This is a genomic window from Colwellia sp. 1_MG-2023, from assembly GCF_030546755.1.
In the GTDB taxonomy this organism is placed as follows: Bacteria; Pseudomonadota; Gammaproteobacteria; order Enterobacterales; family Alteromonadaceae; genus Thalassotalea_H.
The window spans coordinates 66,867-85,446 of sequence record NZ_JAUOPE010000004.1 but is presented as its reverse complement, the minus strand read 5'-3'; the positions used below and the strand labels follow the sequence as shown (position 1 = coordinate 85,446).

At 37.7% G+C, this 18,580-nt stretch carries 17 protein-coding genes; 5 read left to right on the top strand and 12 right to left on the bottom strand.

Annotated features, from left to right (window positions below; genetic code table 11):
• Positions 1 to 10 precede the first annotated feature (10 nt).
• From spoT to gmk, 3 genes are all read right to left on the bottom strand, one after another.
• Entirely contained in the window at positions 11 to 2,119 is a 2,109-nt protein-coding gene (spoT, locus tag Q4493_RS05805) for a bifunctional GTP diphosphokinase/guanosine-3',5'-bis pyrophosphate 3'-pyrophosphohydrolase (protein ID WP_303450180.1), read from the bottom strand.
• A gap of 196 nt (positions 2,120 to 2,315) precedes the next feature.
• Positions 2,316 to 2,600 carry a DNA-directed RNA polymerase subunit omega gene (gene rpoZ / locus Q4493_RS05800; RefSeq protein WP_303450179.1) on the bottom strand — a complete coding sequence of 95 codons (285 nt, stop codon included), beginning with the start codon at positions 2,598 to 2,600 and terminating at the stop codon, positions 2,316 to 2,318.
• Positions 2,601 to 2,654: 54 nt separating this feature from the next.
• Positions 2,655 to 3,284: a guanylate kinase gene (gene gmk, locus Q4493_RS05795; protein ID WP_303450176.1), complete on the bottom strand. Its 630-nt coding sequence runs from the start codon at positions 3,282 to 3,284 to the stop codon at positions 2,655 to 2,657.
• 263 nt (positions 3,285 to 3,547) lie between these two features.
• On the opposite strand from gmk, the gene Q4493_RS05790 reads away from it, so the two are divergent.
• Positions 3,548 to 4,402 (top strand): PEP-CTERM sorting domain-containing protein, encoded by an 855-nt coding sequence (locus Q4493_RS05790; protein ID WP_303450174.1) that lies wholly within the window; start codon positions 3,548 to 3,550, stop codon positions 4,400 to 4,402.
• 93 nt (positions 4,403 to 4,495) lie between these two features.
• On the opposite strand, the gene Q4493_RS05785 is transcribed toward Q4493_RS05790, so the two are convergent.
• The 4 genes from Q4493_RS05785 to Q4493_RS05770 all read right to left on the bottom strand — a co-directional run bounded on the left by Q4493_RS05785 (position 4,496) and on the right by Q4493_RS05770 (position 8,562).
• A complete protein-coding gene (locus tag Q4493_RS05785) occupies positions 4,496 to 5,683 on the bottom strand; it encodes an amino acid aminotransferase (protein ID WP_303450172.1) in 1,188 nt (395 codons plus the stop codon).
• Between the two features lie 207 nt (positions 5,684 to 5,890).
• Positions 5,891 to 7,120 carry a hypothetical protein gene (locus Q4493_RS05780; RefSeq protein ID WP_303450169.1) on the bottom strand — a complete coding sequence of 410 codons (1,230 nt, stop codon included), beginning with the start codon at positions 7,118 to 7,120 and terminating at the stop codon, positions 5,891 to 5,893.
• A complete protein-coding gene (locus Q4493_RS05775) occupies positions 7,110 to 7,736 on the bottom strand; it encodes a methylamine utilization protein (protein WP_303450167.1) in 627 nt (208 codons plus the stop codon). Before Q4493_RS05775 ends, Q4493_RS05780 begins: the two co-directional genes overlap by 11 nt.
• 106 nt (positions 7,737 to 7,842) lie before the next feature.
• Positions 7,843 to 8,562, bottom strand: coding sequence for a DUF445 family protein (locus Q4493_RS05770; RefSeq protein WP_303450165.1), 720 nt, complete (start codon positions 8,560 to 8,562; stop codon positions 7,843 to 7,845).
• A gap of 112 nt (positions 8,563 to 8,674) precedes the next feature.
• On the opposite strand from Q4493_RS05770, the gene Q4493_RS05765 reads away from it, so the two are divergent.
• On the top strand, positions 8,675 to 9,520 hold the full coding sequence (locus Q4493_RS05765; protein ID WP_303450163.1) for a peptidylprolyl isomerase: 846 nt from the start codon (positions 8,675 to 8,677) through the stop codon (positions 9,518 to 9,520).
• Between the two features lie 52 nt (positions 9,521 to 9,572).
• Here Q4493_RS05765 and Q4493_RS05760 read toward each other — a convergent pair whose 3' ends face one another.
• From Q4493_RS05760 to greB, 3 genes are all read right to left on the bottom strand, one after another.
• Complete coding sequence (locus tag Q4493_RS05760; protein WP_303450160.1) at positions 9,573 to 10,043, bottom strand: hypothetical protein; 471 nt, start codon at positions 10,041 to 10,043, stop codon at positions 9,573 to 9,575.
• Positions 10,044 to 10,111: 68 nt separating this feature from the next.
• Entirely contained in the window at positions 10,112 to 10,573 is a 462-nt protein-coding gene (locus Q4493_RS05755; RefSeq protein WP_303450158.1) for a YciI family protein, read from the bottom strand.
• A 60-nt stretch (positions 10,574 to 10,633) separates the two neighbouring features.
• Entirely contained in the window at positions 10,634 to 11,107 is a 474-nt protein-coding gene (greB, locus tag Q4493_RS05750) for a transcription elongation factor GreB (RefSeq protein WP_303450155.1), read from the bottom strand.
• A gap of 209 nt (positions 11,108 to 11,316) precedes the next feature.
• On the opposite strand from greB, the gene Q4493_RS05745 reads away from it, so the two are divergent.
• Positions 11,317 to 13,656, top strand: a complete 2,340-nt coding sequence (locus Q4493_RS05745) for a Tex family protein (protein WP_303450153.1) — start codon at positions 11,317 to 11,319, stop codon at positions 13,654 to 13,656.
• Between the two features lie 2 nt (positions 13,657 to 13,658).
• On the opposite strand, the gene Q4493_RS05740 is transcribed toward Q4493_RS05745, so the two are convergent.
• Positions 13,659 to 15,428, bottom strand: coding sequence for a diguanylate cyclase (locus tag Q4493_RS05740; RefSeq protein ID WP_303450150.1), 1,770 nt, complete (start codon positions 15,426 to 15,428; stop codon positions 13,659 to 13,661).
• Positions 15,429 to 15,729: 301 nt separating this feature from the next.
• On the opposite strand from Q4493_RS05740, the gene Q4493_RS05735 reads away from it, so the two are divergent.
• Positions 15,730 to 16,098 (top strand): VOC family protein, encoded by a 369-nt coding sequence (locus Q4493_RS05735; RefSeq protein WP_303450147.1) that lies wholly within the window; start codon positions 15,730 to 15,732, stop codon positions 16,096 to 16,098.
• 45 nt (positions 16,099 to 16,143) lie between these two features.
• On the opposite strand, the gene Q4493_RS05730 is transcribed toward Q4493_RS05735, so the two are convergent.
• Positions 16,144 to 16,398: an accessory factor UbiK family protein gene (locus Q4493_RS05730; RefSeq protein WP_303450146.1), complete on the bottom strand. Its 255-nt coding sequence runs from the start codon at positions 16,396 to 16,398 to the stop codon at positions 16,144 to 16,146.
• Between the two features lie 140 nt (positions 16,399 to 16,538).
• Between Q4493_RS05730 and rep the strand changes: the two genes are divergently transcribed.
• A complete protein-coding gene (rep, locus tag Q4493_RS05725) occupies positions 16,539 to 18,560 on the top strand; it encodes a DNA helicase Rep (protein WP_303450144.1) in 2,022 nt (673 codons plus the stop codon).
• Positions 18,561 to 18,580 lie beyond the last annotated feature (20 nt).

Sequence of the window (18,580 nt, the reverse complement as noted above, 5' to 3'; positions counted from 1 at the left end):
TAAATTCTGCTTATTTGTTACGTACAACTCGTTGCACATCAACCATGACTTTAATTTTTCGAATAATATCCGCTAAATGAATTCGGTTTCGACAGGTAATTTCCATATCAATGACATATAAACCTGACTCTTTTTCACCTGAATTAAGGGTGTGAACATTAGAGCCACAACGTGCAACTACATTAGTTAATGCCGCGAGTGCTCCTTGATGATTGACAATTTCAACCCTAAGTTTGGCAATAAAATCTCTGTCAATATCTGTGTCCCATCTTACAGGGAATAGTTGCGATTCTTTTGTGCCCTTAATATTTTTACAACTTTGCTGGTGAACTATTAGGCCCTTACCTGGGCTTAAGTAAGCAAGAATGCCATCTCCAGGAATAGGACGACAACATTTACCATAACTCACTAACATACCTTCGGTGCCTTTAATCGGCATTTTTGCTTTGTTCGCTGAAGGCGCTATTTCATTATCTTCGGTAAATTCATCCGTTAATCGACGAGCAATACCAATACTAAGTGCATTCCCTAAACCAATATTAATTAATAACTCATCTAAATTTTTATTGTCGGTTTCCTTCACAACTTGATCAATTTTTGCTTGATCAATATCTTCAATTTCAATTTTACCTAATGCGTGATTCAGTAATCGACGCCCGAGTGCATAAGATTCAGTTTGCTCTTGTGAGCGTAAGTAAGTTCGAATTTGTAATCGAGCTTTTGCCGTCACAACAAAGTTTAACCAGGTTGCATTTGGTCGAGCCGCTGATGAAGTAATGACTTCAATCGTTTGCCCTGAGTCTAAGGGTTGACTAAGAGGATATGGTTTACGGTCGACTTTAACCCCCACACATGAGTTACCCACATCGGTATGCACCGCATAAGCAAAATCAACAGCCGTTGCACCCATTGGCAATTCAATAATTCTTCCGTCTGGCGTAAAGACATAAATTTCTTCAGGGAATAAATCAGATTTTACGTTTTCAATAAACTCAAATGAACTACCGGCACTTTGCTGCAATTCCAATAAACTTTGCATCCAACGACTCGCTTTCATTTGCGCAGTCGTACCACTTTCATCGCCATCTTGTTTGTATAACCAGTGAGCCGCAACACCTTTGTCGGCCATTTGGTCCATGTCGTTAGTACGAATTTGTATTTCAACCGGAATGCCGTGTGGACCAATTAATGAGGTATGAAGCGATTGATAACCATTGGTTTTTGGAATAGCTATATAATCTTTAAAACGACCTTCAATTGGCTTAAATAAGTTATGAACAGCGCCCAATGCACGGTAACAGTCGTCAATTTTACTATCAACGACAACTCTAAACGCATAAATGTCCATCACTTCATTAAACATTAATTCTTTATTAAGCATTTTTCGGTAGATAGAAAAAAGATGCTTCTCTCGACCCACAACTTTGGCACTAATACCACTTTCTTCGAGCCGTGCCGCTACTTCTTCTTGGATGTTTTGGACAATTTCTTTACGATTACCGCGCGCTTGTTTTACTGCCGATTTTAATGCCCGAGAACGCATCGGATACAAAGCTTCAAAGCCTAAAACTTCTAACTCATTTTTAATATCATGAATACCCAAGCGATTAGCAATAGGCGCATAAATATCAAGCGTTTCACGAGCAATTCGACGCCTTTTATCCGGTCTTAATGATTCCAGCGTGCGCATGTTATGTGTACGATCAGCCAGTTTGATCAGAATAACGCGGATATCTTGCACCATAGCAAGTACCATTTTACGGAAGTTTTCCGCCTGCATTTCTTCTTTGTTATCAAACTTTAGCTTATCGAGCTTGCTCACACCTTCAACCAGTTCAGCAACCGTGTGACCAAATAATTCTGCTAATTCATCCTTTGTTATTTCAGTATCTTCAATAACATCGTGTAATAACGCTGCCATTAAGGTTTCATGATCAAGGTGCATTTTTGCTAAATTATAAGCAACAGCCACGGGATGAGTAATATAAGGCTCACCACTAGAACGCATCTGCCCTTCATGTGCATCTCGAGCGACAATATAGGCTTGCTTAAGTAGATCTATTTGTACTTTTGATAAATAACTAGAAACGAGTTCTTTTAGTGGTTCAAAAAGGTACACACATTTTCCTGTTTGATAGCTGAACGAAGTGAAACGTATTAATACTAAGAATACGACGAATTAACAGGAATACCAAGCACCAAAGGTATCTCTGTCAAACATTATTTTTGCAATAAAAAACGCGCAATCATGAAGTCATAATTACGCGCTATTGTTTGATAAAGCTAACGGCACACCGCCATTAACATTATTAACCTTATTGTTGTTGCTCTTGACCACCAACAATAGCAGCAACAGCTGCAAGCTCTGCAGACTCTTGTTGTACTTGCTCATGACGATCAGTTTCATTCATCACTTCAGTTGTGATTAAACCTTCTTCGATTTCACGCAAAGCAATAACAGTAGGTTTGTCATTTTCTTCTTCAACCAAAGGATCTTTTCCACCCGTAGCAATTTGACGAGCACGACGAGATGCAATTAACACCAAGTCAAAACGATTACCGATTTTATCTACGGCATCTTCAACAGTTACGCGAGCCATTTGGTCACTCCAACGTTTAAAATTTATAAAATAGTTGCGTAGTTTACTATGTGCTTAATCGTTAGCCAATAGATCTTTGAATAAAAGTTGATGATTTTCTACTTGTTGGCTACGTTTTAAGCGTTGATTGTTCACAACAGTCGTTAAATCAGCAAGTGCTTGTTCAAAATCATCGTTCACAATGATGTAATCAAATTCTTGATAGTGAGAACATTCTGCTGTCGCTTGCGCCATTCTGCTTGCAATCACTTCGTCGCTGTCTTGACCGCGAGAGCGAAGCCTTTCTTCAAGAGCTTGCCTAGAAGGAGGACTGATAAAAATAGTGGTGACATCGGGCTTTTTCATTCGCACTTGCTGAGCACCTTGCCAATCAATATCAAGAAAAACGTCAATGCCTTTTGCTAATTGTTTATCAATAGCTGCTTCAGAGGTTCCATAATAATTACCAAACACTTCGGCATATTCATAAAACTCATTATTAGCAATTTGCTGCTTAAATTTTTCGACACTGACAAAGTGATAATGCTGACCATCAACCTCACCAGGCCTTGGTTGGCGTGTGGTGTGAGAAACAGACACTTGCATTTCTCGTGAACTTGCTTGTTTTAATAACGCAGAAATTAAGCTCGACTTTCCTGCGCCACTCGGCGCTGAAAGGATAAATAAATTACCGGTTGTAGCCACACTACACTCCTAACTTAAACAATATTTGCCGCACTATACCGAAATTCATACATTTTTCCTATGGCTTTAACAGGTAACTATATTGTTTAAATTTCGCTGCCATGCCTACAATTTAAAGGAGATGTTGATTAATTCGTCAACAATGCTCTACAAATATAGCTAAAATTTATAGAGTAAAAACTCATTTTAGTATCTTTTATGAACAAACATCTGCTATGATAGCGCTGTCATTTTTATATTAGTCATATTGATAAGGGCTGTTTGTGCTTAATTTAAAAAATAACGTGTTAATCGTTTTCGTATTTGTCAGTAGTTTCATTACCTCTACAGCAAATGCAGGATTAATTGATTTAGGTGTAGACCTAAGTACAGTTGATAAATACACCTTTGCTGTTGGCGGTGCCAGCTCAAGTTTAATTCTAGGTAGTGAAGCTGAAATATACGGCAGTGTTGCCTCACAATATTATTTGTCGACAGCACCTAACGTAAAAATTCATGGCGATGCCTGCTACCAAGCAAGTGGCATGGGACCGAATACAACCGTTGATGGTACTTCTGGCACGTGCGGTGAAATTAATCAGTTAGAATCAGCTATTGCGCAAGCCAATGCATTTGCAACTGCATTAACAGGTGAAAACATCAGTGATATCACTGGTACATTAACGTTAGATGCGGGTGCTCATAATGTTTATTCTGTTAATGAAATTAATTTAGCGACCGGCGAATTTCTCACGATATCTGGTAGTGCTAATGATGAAGTGATCATTAATGTTGCGAGTAATATTAAAGTAGGCTCATTAGCTGGTATTTTATTAACCGGTGGAATATCTAGCAGTAACGTACTTTTTAATTTCAGCAATAATTTTGCTCAAAACGAGTTTAATTTTGGTGGCGCAAATATCAGTGGGACATTTTTAGGTAATAACACCACTTACATTATGGGTGACGGCGCAACGCTTGATGATGTTCGCTTTTATACCAATAAGCATTTGCAAGCGAACGTACAGGTTGTTCGTACTAAAGAACCTTCAGTAAAAGTACCAGAGCCTTCAACGATATTAATATTAGTCGCGGGGTTATTTGTTTTATTAATGCGCTCGAACACTAAGCACAATTAATTAAATCACTAACAAGATAAACCTCAGCACATAAAAAACGGATAACGATTTCTCGCTATCCGTTTTTTGTTTTTAAGCCGCTAGCTAAATATATTAAAGTACTTTAGCGATAGATTCGGCTAAATAATCAACGTTTGAGTTAGCAATGCCTGCAATACTCATTCGGCTAGAACCTACCATATAAATACTATACTCATCTTGAAGTTGTTGAACTTGTTCTGGAGTAATACCCAAGAAAGAGAACATCCCCATTTGACGGGTAATAAAGCTAAAATCTCGAGTAACGCCTTTTTCAATCAATTTATCAACCAATAATTGACGGTTACCATTAATGCGATCGCGCATTTCTTTTAGCTCAACAAACCACTGCTGACGTAATTCATCCGAATGTAAAATTGTTTCCACAAGCGCAGCACCATGAGCTGGCGGCATCGAATAAATTACCCGTATTACATAAAGTAAAACAGAGTTTGCCACATCAACCGCCGCCGATGATTGACCAATAATAGTAATCGCCCCGATTCGCTCTCGGTACAAACCAAAATTCTTAGAACAAGAACTACATACGATCATTTCTCCAACACTGTCGGCCATTAAACGTAAACCATACGCATCTTCATCTAAGCCTTCGCCAAAACCTTGATAAGCCATGTCTACCACAGGTAAAAAGCCAACAGATTTAGCTACTTCGGCAACTTGTTGCCATTGCTCATTCGTTAAGTCCATACCGCTTGGATTATGACAACAAGCATGTAGTAACACAGCATCATCAGCACTCACTTCTTTTAGTGCGGCTAACATACCATCAAAATCAAGGGTCTTATTTTCGTAATCATAGTACGGATATGTTTTTACGGTTAAACCCGCCGCTTCGAATAAACCGGTATGATTTGCCCATGTAGGATTGCTCACCCAAATGGTTGCACCCGCTTTGCATGACTTAATAAATTCAGCCGCAACGCGTAATGCGCCTGTGCCTCCTGGAGTAGAAACCGTACGTGCGCGATTCTCAAGTAAAACGTTATGATGACCAAAAATTAATTTACTCATTTCATCATTAAAAACAGGTGAGCCGGTAGGGCCAATATACACTTTGGTATCTTCGTTATCGTTTCGATATTTTTCAGCTTTCTTCACGCAATCTAAAATTGCAGTATGACCTGATTCATCTTTATAAACACCCACACCTAGATCAATCTTTTGTGGGTTCTCATCTTCACGATATTTTGCTAATAACCCTAAAATAGGATCGGCAGGCAATGCCTTTAAGCGACCAAACATGACTCCGTTTACCTTATATAATGATCGGAATTTAACAGGTATAACGCCTTCGAAATACTTGTTTTATAAACCCCTGAGATTTAAGCGCAAGCATAGCCGTAATAAAGAGAAAATTAAAGAGGATTCTCATGAAAGTCAGTTGCTGCTTGTGCTCGAAGTGTAGTGGAAAAATTACATAATATTTACAGTGCGTTGTTCATTAACTTATTAAAAGCGAAATTGTGCCGTTAACGTCATTTGTTGTTGAGAAAAGCGTGATTTGAACCCTATGGCCGCACGATTATCCGCTTGACTATCCATCACTGCACCTTCAATCCCTAGTTGCCATTGTGGTGTAAGTTGGTAGCGCCACGTCGCAGTCACCCCTTCACCTTGACTGGTATTTGGATCAAACTGCCAATCATCAATATCAGTTACTTCAAAATAGTCATAACGGAATGAAAATCGATGTTTAGCCATTTTATGACTGAGCATTATAAAATGGCTATAGAAGCGATTATCTATGCCTCTGTTCTTCCCCATTGCTGTCTTGCCTGACATTAGTTGAGCAATAACGCGAGTATTATTAGTCAGTTTATAGAGCCATGCAGCACTTGAAAAACTTGTATCCCATGCATATTGCCCAGTGTTTTGATTAAGTACAGAAGGATCCCCATTATTGTCATAATAATAAAAACGAAATTGAGATTGTTTTAAATAATCCCAATGTATACCAGCATAAAATCCGAAGCGACCATCCACTTCGGTAAAGGGCAAATCTTGATTCGCTTGAAATTGTAATTGTGGTGTATTTAAAGATGCTATCGGTGCAAACCTTATCGCTTCATTAAAAAGTGTTTGGCGGTCATGCATTGCCCAACCTCGCCAAGAAAGCAAAGTACCCGCTGGATCATTGCCTTTGAATGTTGCTCCAACAAAAGTAAAACTATGCGGGCTTCTATAACTTTTACCCGGCAGTTTAAACGTTGCTTCAAGGCCAAATGTTTTTAACTCTTCCCCTACCCAGCTGTTTATTGCCGAATTGGTATAGTTATACGGTGAAATCCATCCAATATCAGGATTTTCTAGAGACAATAAAGGATAAAATCCTCCAACACGTAAATGCCATTTATACCGACTATTGGTTAAAGGCTGATAACGCAAGTAAGCTTGACTAAAGCCAATAGTTGGATCTGGATCTTGATAAGCATTCATAACACCATGAGCCGACCAATCTGAGGTCAAATCATATCTAAATTCAAGAAGACCTTGCGATAAGAGTAAACCGTCATTATCCTCGTCATAGCGATAAAGTCCTACTCCTCCTTGTTGATAACTTAATTGAGCGTCAGCGTTTATAGCACTCATTTGTATAAGCCCTTTTACCTGGGCATGAGCATAGAAGCTGAGACAACAAAGGCAAAAAATATAAATTCTTAAGTAAGTATTAATAATCATCAAATTCATCTACATCTATGGCAACAATTGGCTTGATTGCTTGTTTTAATGAATAGCTAAAATTATTTTCCGTTATCTGGATAGATTCAGATTCTACTTGACTAAAATCAGTGAATCCTTCATGCCATATATTTAGCGTATAATTATCTGGCTCAATATTGAAAGAAACATTGCCATTTTCATTGGTGATAGCATAAAAAGGGCTATCGACAACAACAATAAAACTTAACATCCAATCATGAATATTACAGCCAAGCTCTACCACCCCCGTTTGATCAAAAGTAATCGCCGTTTGTGGCTGTTCTCGATAAAGCTTAAGCTCAAATGTTTTACTTTTCGAAAAAGAATATACGTGATGCATGATTGAATCGGCGTTGGGGAATTCCACTTGGGCGTTTTGTGGCACAACTAGAATATGAGGGATAAATTGACGATCTTTTTGCATCATAATGAAAGGGTCAGTTGATGGCGCTTTCATTAGTACTTTATTCGTCGGGGTTAACCAAACTACCGCATTAGATAAAGGTTTTTGATTTTGGTCAAAAAGAGTAATAGTGACTGCGTAGCTTTTAAACGCGAATAAAATCAATATTAAGGCAACCGAAATTTTCATCATTTAATTCTGTTTTTATCTAAAATCTAACCATAATAGTGGCACTTAAATATTCGCATAACAATAGCGAACATTGCTCGAAAGTATTTTTCACTGCGCTTTCTAGTGCCTAAAAGGTTCGAGTAATAGCAGCGATTAAACCAATCAACCCACCAAATACCCCACCCCACACTACTAACCACCCTAAATGTTTACGGATCATCTCTTGGATAATTTCCTTTACAAGTTGCGGTGTTAATTCATTTAATCGTTTTTCAATGATATCACTAACTTTTTCACGCATTTCAGCCATCACATTGGGTTGTTCAAGCTCCTTACGTAATATTTGATTAAATGCTTCACTTTGCGAAATTTCAACAACGCTGCACTTCATTTTTTCAATAAAAGGTTCTCTTAGCGGTTGTAACGCTTCACTTCCTCCAACCATTGCCAGCATGCCGCCGAATGACGAGTTTTCAATCACTTGCACTAAATCATCAAACGCGGGGCTTAAATCAACTTGTTCAATGATTGGGGCTAAATTTATGCCGGTTGAATTTCCTGAACCACCATTTTGACCAGAAAGAAAACGATCAATATTTTCTTCAGTAAAAAATTGTTCCATCATTAAGTGACGAATACCCTGTTTAAATTCTTCAAATCGAGCAGGAATAACTCCTGAACCATATAAAAATGGCACCTTTTCAAAAAGCATGTGTATTGCTATCCAATTCGTGATCGCCCCTGATAATGCGAAAACTCCTACGGTAAAAATCAAATGATGATTAAAGACATGCCCAACAATTATAAAGGCTAAAGCAAGCAAATTAGTAACAACGCTTTTGTTCACAAAACACTCCAAACTTACACAATTTTTATCGTAATATATTAACAATTTCATGGTTTAACACCAAGTGAATCCTGTATAGTAAAATCAATAACAACAAAAAGAGTACATGGTTATGATGAAAAAATTCACCGTAGTAATTATCACCTTAATAGCGGTTTTCAAGGCAATTGCTTCAGGCAATGAATGGCGTACATTAGACCCCGAAAATGCTATTTTATTAACACTTCCTCACGGCAAAGTAGTTATTGAACTCGCGCCACAGTTTTCGCCTAATCATGTTAAGCGTTTTAAAACCCTTGCCCAACAAGGTTATTATGATGGTAATAAATTTTATCGTGTAATTGATGGTTTTGTAACACAAGGCGGGCCTGAAGACGGGAGTACTAAAGACAAGGCCATTACACCATTGAAAATAGAAGGTGATTTTTCTATCGATAAAGATTGGTCTTTTACCTTAGTACAAGATCACGATTTATTTGCGCCACAAACAGGGTTTAAAGATGGCTTTGCCTTAGGCAGAGACAACAATGAACAAAAAGCCTGGTTGTTACATTGCCCTGGCGTTATCGCCATGGCAAGGACAAATGCCCCTGATACCGCAACGAGTCATTTTTATATCACCAACGGACAAGCACCTAGATATTTAGACCGTATTATGACGGTATTTGGCCGAGTGGTTTACGGTATGAATCATGTGCAAGCCATTACTCGTACTTCTGTCATTGAAGGAGACACCCCTGTCGATCCGAAAGACTTTACCCCTATGGTGAAAGTGCAATTAATGAGTGACTTGCCAAAAGAGCAACAAATACAGTTAGAAATTAAAAATACTGAGCACCCAAATTACGCCAAAAAATTATCAGATAGAAGAAAACGAGACAATGCGTTTTTCTATAAAAAGCCACCACCTGTGTTAGATATTTGTCAAACACCAGTGGGCGTAAGAATGATTAAATAATGATTTGATGATACCGGCTTTTACCAATAGGTTTAAGTCGGTAATCACTCAACTAATGATGATCAACGTTTTCTTTCGAGACGGCTTTTCTCTTTTTGACTCTTTCTAATTTCTGTTGAATTTTATTTAAAGTCGATGAATTCGTTTTGTATTCATCAGTTATTTTATTAAAATATTCTAGCACTTTATCAATAAATAATTTCTCATAAATCGACATTTCCCTCTCAACCATTTCACCATCTATATATTCAACGCCATATGTTTGATTTTTTAGTGTTGTTTCATGTATTGGAATCAGTAAAAGAAACTTAGCGTGAATAGAGCGACAAGATTTAAATGGCTTGTAAGTAAAAGAGCAAAACTCAATTTCATCTAACATAATGGTTTCATTAAGATAAATGAGTTCATTTACATAGTGTTCTTCTATTCCATTTAATAAGAATTCTCTCGGTAATAGCTCTTTATTAGCGAGGCTTGGTAATGTAAGAAAAGTAAATATGATAAATATTGTGATAGCTTTCATGAATATCCTTATCAATGAAGTTGACTAATATTGTTTTGACTTAATAGTTAACGCATATTTTCAAATAATTAAGGACTTTTTTGCCAAATTTTATCCGACGTTTCTAAATAGGCCGATAACGCTGCAGAGCCATACCAAGGGTATAATTCAGCGGTTAATAGCTTAGCTTTAATGGCAGGATCTGTTTGCATTAACGCTTCAGCTTCATCTAAACCGGTAACATCTAAAATAAAGATACCACGATAAGCATTATCATTTTTTCCCATAGGACCAGCAACAATCAGTTTTTTCTCGGCGACCAGCTTTTTAATATTAGCCATATGACCTTTAAAGAGTTCTGTGATTTTCTCTTGATCATCTGTGGTATTCGTACCGGTTTTTAACATCACCAACACAAAACTTTTCATGCCATATTCATCAGCGCCAAATTTTGCCGCTAACGTCGCATCATAGTTAGGATTAGTTTGCTTGGCAAAAGCAGGAAAAATACCAAAGGTTATTAGTAATATGATTAATAATTTATTGAACATGATTTTCCCTTAATTTCTTATATAGTTTTGACTAAGCCTTTAATTAAAGTACATAAATAGCTATTTATACCAAATTTTTATGACATCAAACACCCGTTCACCTTCCGGGGTTTTTACCACCACTTCATCATCTACTGCTTTCCCGATTAACGCACGTGCCATCGGCGAATCAATACTAATTTCACCGGTTTTAGCATTCCATTCATCAGGACCAACAATTCGATAAGAAACTTCTTGGTCATCCTCATTTAACAAGGTGACCCAAGCTCCGAAGAATACTTTACCTTCTTGCTTAGGATCATAATAAACAATCGTCAGTTCTTCAGTACGCTTCACTAAAAACCGTACACGACGATCAATTTCTCTTAAGCGTTTTTTACCATAAATATACTCTGCATTCTCGCTTCTGTCGCCTTGAGCAGCAGCTTCTGAAACAGAGCGGGTGATGCGCGGACGTTCTTCTTTCCAAAGATACTTTAGTTCTTTGTCTAAACGGTCCCAACCCTCACGGGTGATGTAATTTGATTTTCTCATTTAGGCATTTTAACGATAGCAACTAGATAAGACTACGACTTTATTAAGATTATTCAATTATTAGCTTCTTAATGAAAAATGCCGTCATTGATGTAATTCGCAATTTATAACAACAGATTTATAATACTAATAGACATGTTATCGACGCTTGTATTATCGAAATCCGTCCCAATTTACACATTATCAAAATTTATTAAGGACAGCTTAATATGGCGCCAATTGCCGAACAAATTGCACAAGAATTAAACGTAAAACCACAACAAATTAATGCGGCAATTAATTTACTTGATGATGGCGCAACTGTGCCTTTTATTGCACGATATAGAAAAGAAGCCACTCAGGGGTTGGACGACAATCATTTACGTCATCTTGACCAGCGCCTTCGCTATTTACGTGATTTAGCAGATCGTAAAAAAGTTATCTTATTAAATATTGAACAACAAGGTAAATTAACGCCATCGTTAGCCAATGAAATTAATCAAGCTGATAATAAAACTCGACTTGAAGATTTATACTTACCTTATCGCCCAAAAAGACGAACTAAAGGACAAATTGCCATTGAAGCAGGTATTGAACCGCTTGCCAATAGCCTTTACAACAATTGGCAGTTATCGCCAGAAAAAGAAGCAAGTGCTTATATCAATGCCGATGCAGGCTTTGCCGACGTTAAAGCCGTGCTTGAAGGAGCAAGCTATATAATTATTGAACGGTTTGCTGAAGACGCAAACTTATTACAAAAATTGCGTCAACATATCCTCAAACAAGCGCACTTAACCAGTACGGTAGCAAAAGGAAAACAGCAAGAAGGGTTAAAATATAAAGACTATTTTGATTTTTCAGAACGCTTAAACAAAGTACCTTCACATCGTGCACTCGCAATGTTTAGAGGACGCAATGAAAACATGCTACAACTAAGTATTGTGGTTGACCCAAACAATGAAACGGGTAGCTTTACTAGCGCAGAACAAATCATATTTGAGCATTATAACTTTAGGCTTTCAGGACAGAATGCCGCGGATTTTCTCACGAAAACGATTCGATTAGCCTGGAAAGCTAAATTAAGTGTTCATTTAGAAACTGAATTATTAGGGCAATTACGAGAACGGGCAGAAACAGAAGCGATTAAAGTATTTGCCACCAATTTATCTGACTTATTAATGGCAGCACCGGCTGGCGCCAAAACAACGTTAGGCTTAGACCCTGGTTTAAGAACCGGCTGTAAAATTGCCATTGTCGACAGCACAGGAAAACTATTACACACCACCACTATTTTTCCTCATGCGCCGCAAAATCATTGGGATAAATCCTTACGAACCTTGGCTAATTTATGTCAACAATACAAAGTAGAATTAATCGCTATTGGCAATGGCACTGGGTCTAGAGAAAGTGACACCTTAGTTGGTGAAATGATTCAAAGCCTTGAAAAAAATAAACCACAAAAAATGATCGTCAGTGAAGCAGGAGCTTCCGTTTATTCAGCATCAGAACTAGCCGCTGATGAATTCCCTGATTTAGATGTTTCTCTGCGCGGTGCGGTTTCTATTGCCCGTAGGTTACAAGATCCTTTAGCTGAGCTAGTAAAAATTGATCCAAAAGCGATAGGTGTTGGGCAATATCAGCATGATGTAAACCAAAGTCAATTAAGCCAAATGCTTGATAATGTGATTGAAAATTGTGTAAATAATGTTGGCGTTGATTTAAACAATGCCTCAGCCGCTTTACTAGCGCGTGTGTCAGGCTTAAATAAAACCATGGCGCAAAATGTCGTGGCGTATCGCGATGAACATGGCCGATTTAACAATCGTAAAACCTTAAAGAAAGTGGCGCGATTAGGACCAAAAGCCTATGAACAAGCCGCTGGCTTTCTGCGAATAACCGCAGGTGAAAACCCGTTAGACAGCTCTGGCGTTCACCCAGAAACCTATCCAATTGTTGAAAAAATAATACAACAATTACAAAGTGATATTAGCTCATTAATGGGCGATAAAGCACAATTAAACAAGCTAAATATCAACGAGCTTGTCGACGATAATTTTGGTGAATTAACCATAAAAGATATTGTTAGTGAACTTGAAAAACCCGGACGTGATCCTCGCCCTGAGTTTAAAACGGCACAATTTAAAGAAGGCATTAACACCATTAACGACCTTAAAGTAGGTATGATGTTAGAAGGTGTTATCTCAAATGTTGCCAACTTTGGCGCTTTTGTCGATTTAGGCGTGCATCAAGACGGTTTAGTACATATTTCAGCGTTAACCGATAAGTTCGTCAGTGATCCTCGAGAAATCGTAAAAACCGGCGAAATTGTCAAAGTTAAAGTCATTGAAGTAGATCCAGCGCGTAAGCGAATCAGCTTAACTATGCGTTTAAATGATGCCATTGTATCATCAACAGAAAAACCACAAACGCAACATAAGCCACAGGCTAACCACGCTAAAAAAGCTCAAAAAAACACGAGCAACAAACCGATTAGAAGTAAGCCCAAAGCTGTTGAAAATGCTGCTATGGGGAACGCCTTTGCCGACGCCTTTGCAAAGTTAAAAAAATAACGCTATTTAGATGGGCAAACTTGATTTTTGCCTTTCTGTTTTGCTACGTATAAGGCGCGATCAGCAGAGTTTATCATTGGTTCAAGAGCGCTTAATGATAGTGGTTCATTTTGAAAATAACCATCGCTAGTGCCAGCAATCCCAAGGCTTGCCGTTACTGATAGAGGAAGTTTAATTACTTGAATTTCGAGTCGCTCTATTGCGGCTCTTATTCGTTCAGCTTGCAAATAAGCCTGATTCTCGGACGTTTCAGGTAAAAACAATATAAATTCTTCTCCCCCCCAACGAGCAAAAATGTCACCTTTTCGTGCTGTTTCTTTTATACATTGTGCTACTGCTATTAAAACTTTATCACCAATCTCGTGACCATATTGATCATTAAAACGTTTAAAAAAGTCGATATCTAACAACACAATAGCAGCATCTCTTTTTGATCGAATGATACCTTGCCAAATAGGTTGTGTTAATTCTTGAAAACCTCGTCGGTTATTTAATTGCGTTAATGCGTCAGTGCGAGCATAGGTTTCAGCAATAATTTTGTCGAGTTTTGCCATACGAAATTGTCTCGCTAAAATAACGGCCAATAAAACCGCTTCAAATGCCATACCCACTTCAATAGCTTTAAACGTATAACCATTGTAAGGCACTAAAAATCCTGCAACTGCGAGAGTAGAGATAGTGATACAAATAGCAGCTGTCACTGACGATAGAATAAAAATTAGCGCAAAAGGTTTATCTGCCATTAACGCTCTAATACCTAATGCAATAAACAGTATAACGAAACAGGTATTAAGCAAAAAAGCTAAGACCATGGAAAAAAATAATTGATCAAAAACAAAACCAATCACCATTCCCGCCGGAATAAAGATTGTGGTGCGGACCACAAATTGGTCAAGTTTTAAAGCATAATATTTTGTTTTCAGTAATAAGCGGGCAAAATGCAATCCAGCAACGCTATAGGTGATCATTAAAAATATATCTAACCAATCTTGAAAATAAGGACCAAAATCGTAAGTAAAAACAGTGTGTAATTGACCCGTATATGAAAGGCTATTTAACACAAAACCAATCAAATATAAGCTATATAAGCCATATTCCTTTTGTCGAATAAAAACATACAATACGAGATTATATAAAGCCAGCGCCAACATAATCCCGTATAAAAAGCCATATTGATAGCCACTGGCAATATCTCGATTTATCGCATTTTGCACCGTACTGTAATGTATAGGAATAGCCATAGGGCCTTTTGTTTCAATACGATAGAAAACTTCTGTTTTTCCTGGAGCAAAGCTATGTTCAAATGCATAAAATCGATAGGGCATAGGTCTTTGTTCATAAGGATAAGCATCACCACCTTGTATATGTTGAATAACGTTACCTTCGTGAACTAACCAAGTGTCAATATAGTCAAGCCATGGGGTTTCAACGGATAACCGATACGATTCGGCTAATTCGCTCGTGTTATTTACGGTAAATTTCATCCACACAGGTGCAACGTCAATACCCAATGAAATAGAATGACTAGATCCTTTGTTAACGTTTGATTGGTAAAACTTTTGCTGTGCTTCGTTAAGCGCTAATCGCGCATTAGTTTCTTGGAAATAGTGAAGATAATTACCTAATGTACCTTCTTTAAATTCAGGTAAGGTTAACGTGTCAGCTTTACTGCTAAAATTAATCGTTAAAAGAAATAATATTGAAAAGTAGCGTAAAGAATAGAGAAATAATCGACTATTGTTGATAGGTTCGCACCCTGCATTCTTAGTCATGTATTTGCTAAAATTCAGCATAATTAAAATTAAACCCAGTATTTTGTTAAGTTGCTAAATACCGTATCCGTGGCTTATCAAAAATGCTTCAAGTCGTTAATAGTATTTTAGCACGATTATAAGCATAAAATGGCGAGAGTTGAATAAAGGTTTTTATTTCAGTCACCTGTAACTCAATGGCTTAATATTCATTAACCTTATATTTTTTCATGTGCTGCCAGCAGTCCTATAAATTAAAGGTGAAAAAAGATGATTTTATTCATACACTTTGCAAAACATGCAAACCATTGGTAGATAATTTATGAACAATAAAAATGAAAAATTAAATTACGTGGAATTTCCTGCACAAGATATTCAAGCAACCAAGCAATTTTTCCAAACAGCATTTAATTGGTCATTTGTTGATTACGGCCCTGATTATACTTCTTTTAGTGATCAAGGACTTGATGGTGGTTTTTATCGTGCAGACCTAAAATCAACCACCGCAAATGGTTCAGCTTTACTTGTGCTGTTGAGCGAAAACCTAGAGCAAACACAGGAAAATGTAGAGCAAGCTGGCGGTCAAATATCACAAGCTATATTTGATTTCCCCGGCGGTAGACGTTTTCATTTTATTGAGCCTAGCGGTAACGAGTTAGCCGTTTGGTCAATTGTAAATGACGAAGCTTAAAGCTCAGGGTAATGTGAGTTAAGACAAATAAATATAAAATTTGTCTTAACTTTCTTCAGAAAACTTAGCTTCTATTTCAGCAATTTTTGTTTCTAATTGCGCTATTTTTTCACGCGTTTTTAATAAGACTTGGGTTTGCACATCAAATTCTTCACGAGAAACGACGTCTAATTGCGAAAGTTTGCGTTGTAAAACCGTTTTTGTTTTATCTTCAAAATCTGCCGCAATATTTTTCAAACCTGGAGGAATAGCGTCTGTGACTTGTTTGGCGATATCTTCAATTTTTTTGGCATTAATCATTATTTGAACCTGTCGAAAACCTATCAGGCTATTGTAATACAAATAACCGTTTTGCCAACGTCTAATTCACTATACGGTTTAAAGTAAACAAGGTAAAATCACCGCCCTTTAGCTTTTATCGAACACATTTATTAAAAATAATGAAACTTAACCCTGGACAAAATGAAGCAGTAAAATATGTCAGTGGCCCTTGCCTTGTTTTGGCAGGTGCCGGTAGTGGAAAAACTGGGGTTATTTGCCAAAAAATTGCTTATCTTATTCAAAAGTGCGATTACAAAGCTAAAAACATTGCCGCAGTAACCTTTACCAATAAAGCCGCCCGAGAAATGAAAGAACGTGTGGTTAACATGTTAGATAAAGCGCTCACTCGAGGCTTAACGGTTTCAACCTTTCATTCATTAGGCTTAGATATTGTTCGTAAAGAAATTAAAACCTTAGGCTACAAGCCCGGCTTCACTCTTTTTGATGATCAAGACACTTTGGCATTACTAAAAGAGCTCACTCAAGACGAGTTAGACGGCGATAAAGATTTACTGAGCAAATTGCAAAGTATGATTTCAAACTGGAAGAATGATCTCTTGCTGCCTGATAGCGCAATCAAAATGGCTAGTGATGCCGACACTAAAATGTATGCTGAGTTTTATGCGATGTATCAAAAGCATATGAAAGCCTATAACGCGCTAGATTTCGATGATTTAATTTTAATTCCTACTTTATTGTTAAAAAACTTTCCTGAAGTAAAAGCACGTTGGCAGCAAAAAATACAATATATGTTGGTTGATGAATATCAAGATACTAATGCAAGTCAATATGAATTAGTGAAACTTATCACCGGTGAAAAAGGATTATTAACCGTGGTAGGTGATGATGACCAATCTATTTATTCTTGGCGTGGCGCTAAACCTCAAAACTTAGTGCTTTTAGGAGAAGATTTCCCTCAGCTTAAATTAATTAAGCTTGAACAAAATTATCGCTCAAGTGGCCGCATTTTAAAATGCGCCAATATACTGATCGCCAATAACCCACATGTGTACGACAAAGCTTTATTTAGTGAGCTAAATTATGGGGTTGAGCTTAGGGTTGTCCAAACAAAAAATGAAGAGCATGAAGTTGAAAGAGTGGTAGGTGAACTCATTGGTCATCGTTTTTTAAACCGATCTAAATTTAAAGATTACGCCATACTCTATCGAGGCAATCATCAATCTCGTTTGCTTGAAAAAGCGTTAATGACCAACCGAATTCCTTATAAAATTAGCGGCGGCACCTCGTTTTTCTCACGTTCTGAAATTAAAGATATGATGGCGTTTTTACGCGTACTAGTGAATCCTGACGACGACAATGCCTTTCTTCGCATCGTTAATGTACCGCGTCGAGAAATAGGACCAACCACCTTAGAAAAGCTCGGTAGTTACGCGAATATGCGTCAAATCAGTATGTTTGCTGCAAGTTTTGAATTGGGTTTAGAGCAACATCTGCAAGGCAGAGGTTTAGCTGCCGTACAACGTTTTACTCAATGGATAGTAGAAACGGCTGACCATGCTGAACGTGGCGACACTCCTGCGGTTTTACGCGCTATGGTACGTGAAATTAACTATGAAGATTGGTTATACGACACGTCACCCAGTGCCAAAGCGGCAGAAATGCGCATGAAAAATGTCACACAGTTATTTAGTTGGGTACAACAAATGCTTGAAGGTGATGAAGATGAAGATCCGATGACGCTTGCCCAAGTTGTAACTAGGCTAACTTTACGTGACATGATGGAACGTAATGAAGATGAAGAAGAAAGTGATCAAGTACAGCTGATGACCTTACATGCATCAAAAGGCTTAGAATTCCCTTTTGTTTTTTTAATTGGTATGGAAGAAGGTTTATTACCGCATCAAACCAGTATCGATGAAGGCAATGTTGAAGAAGAACGTAGACTTGCCTACGTAGGGATCACCCGAGCACAGCGTGAATTGATCTTTACCTATGCTCGCGAACGCCGACAGTTTGGTGAAGTCGCTCGCACCGAAGCCAGTCGATTCTTGCATGAACTCCCGCAAGATGATTTAAAATGGGAGTTAAGCCAAGTGAAAAAAAGCCAAGAACAAAAAGAACAAACAGCAAAAATGGGGGTAGCAAATTTACGTGAAATGTTAAAAAACAAACCTAAATAACTAGGAGCTGTTGATCTTTC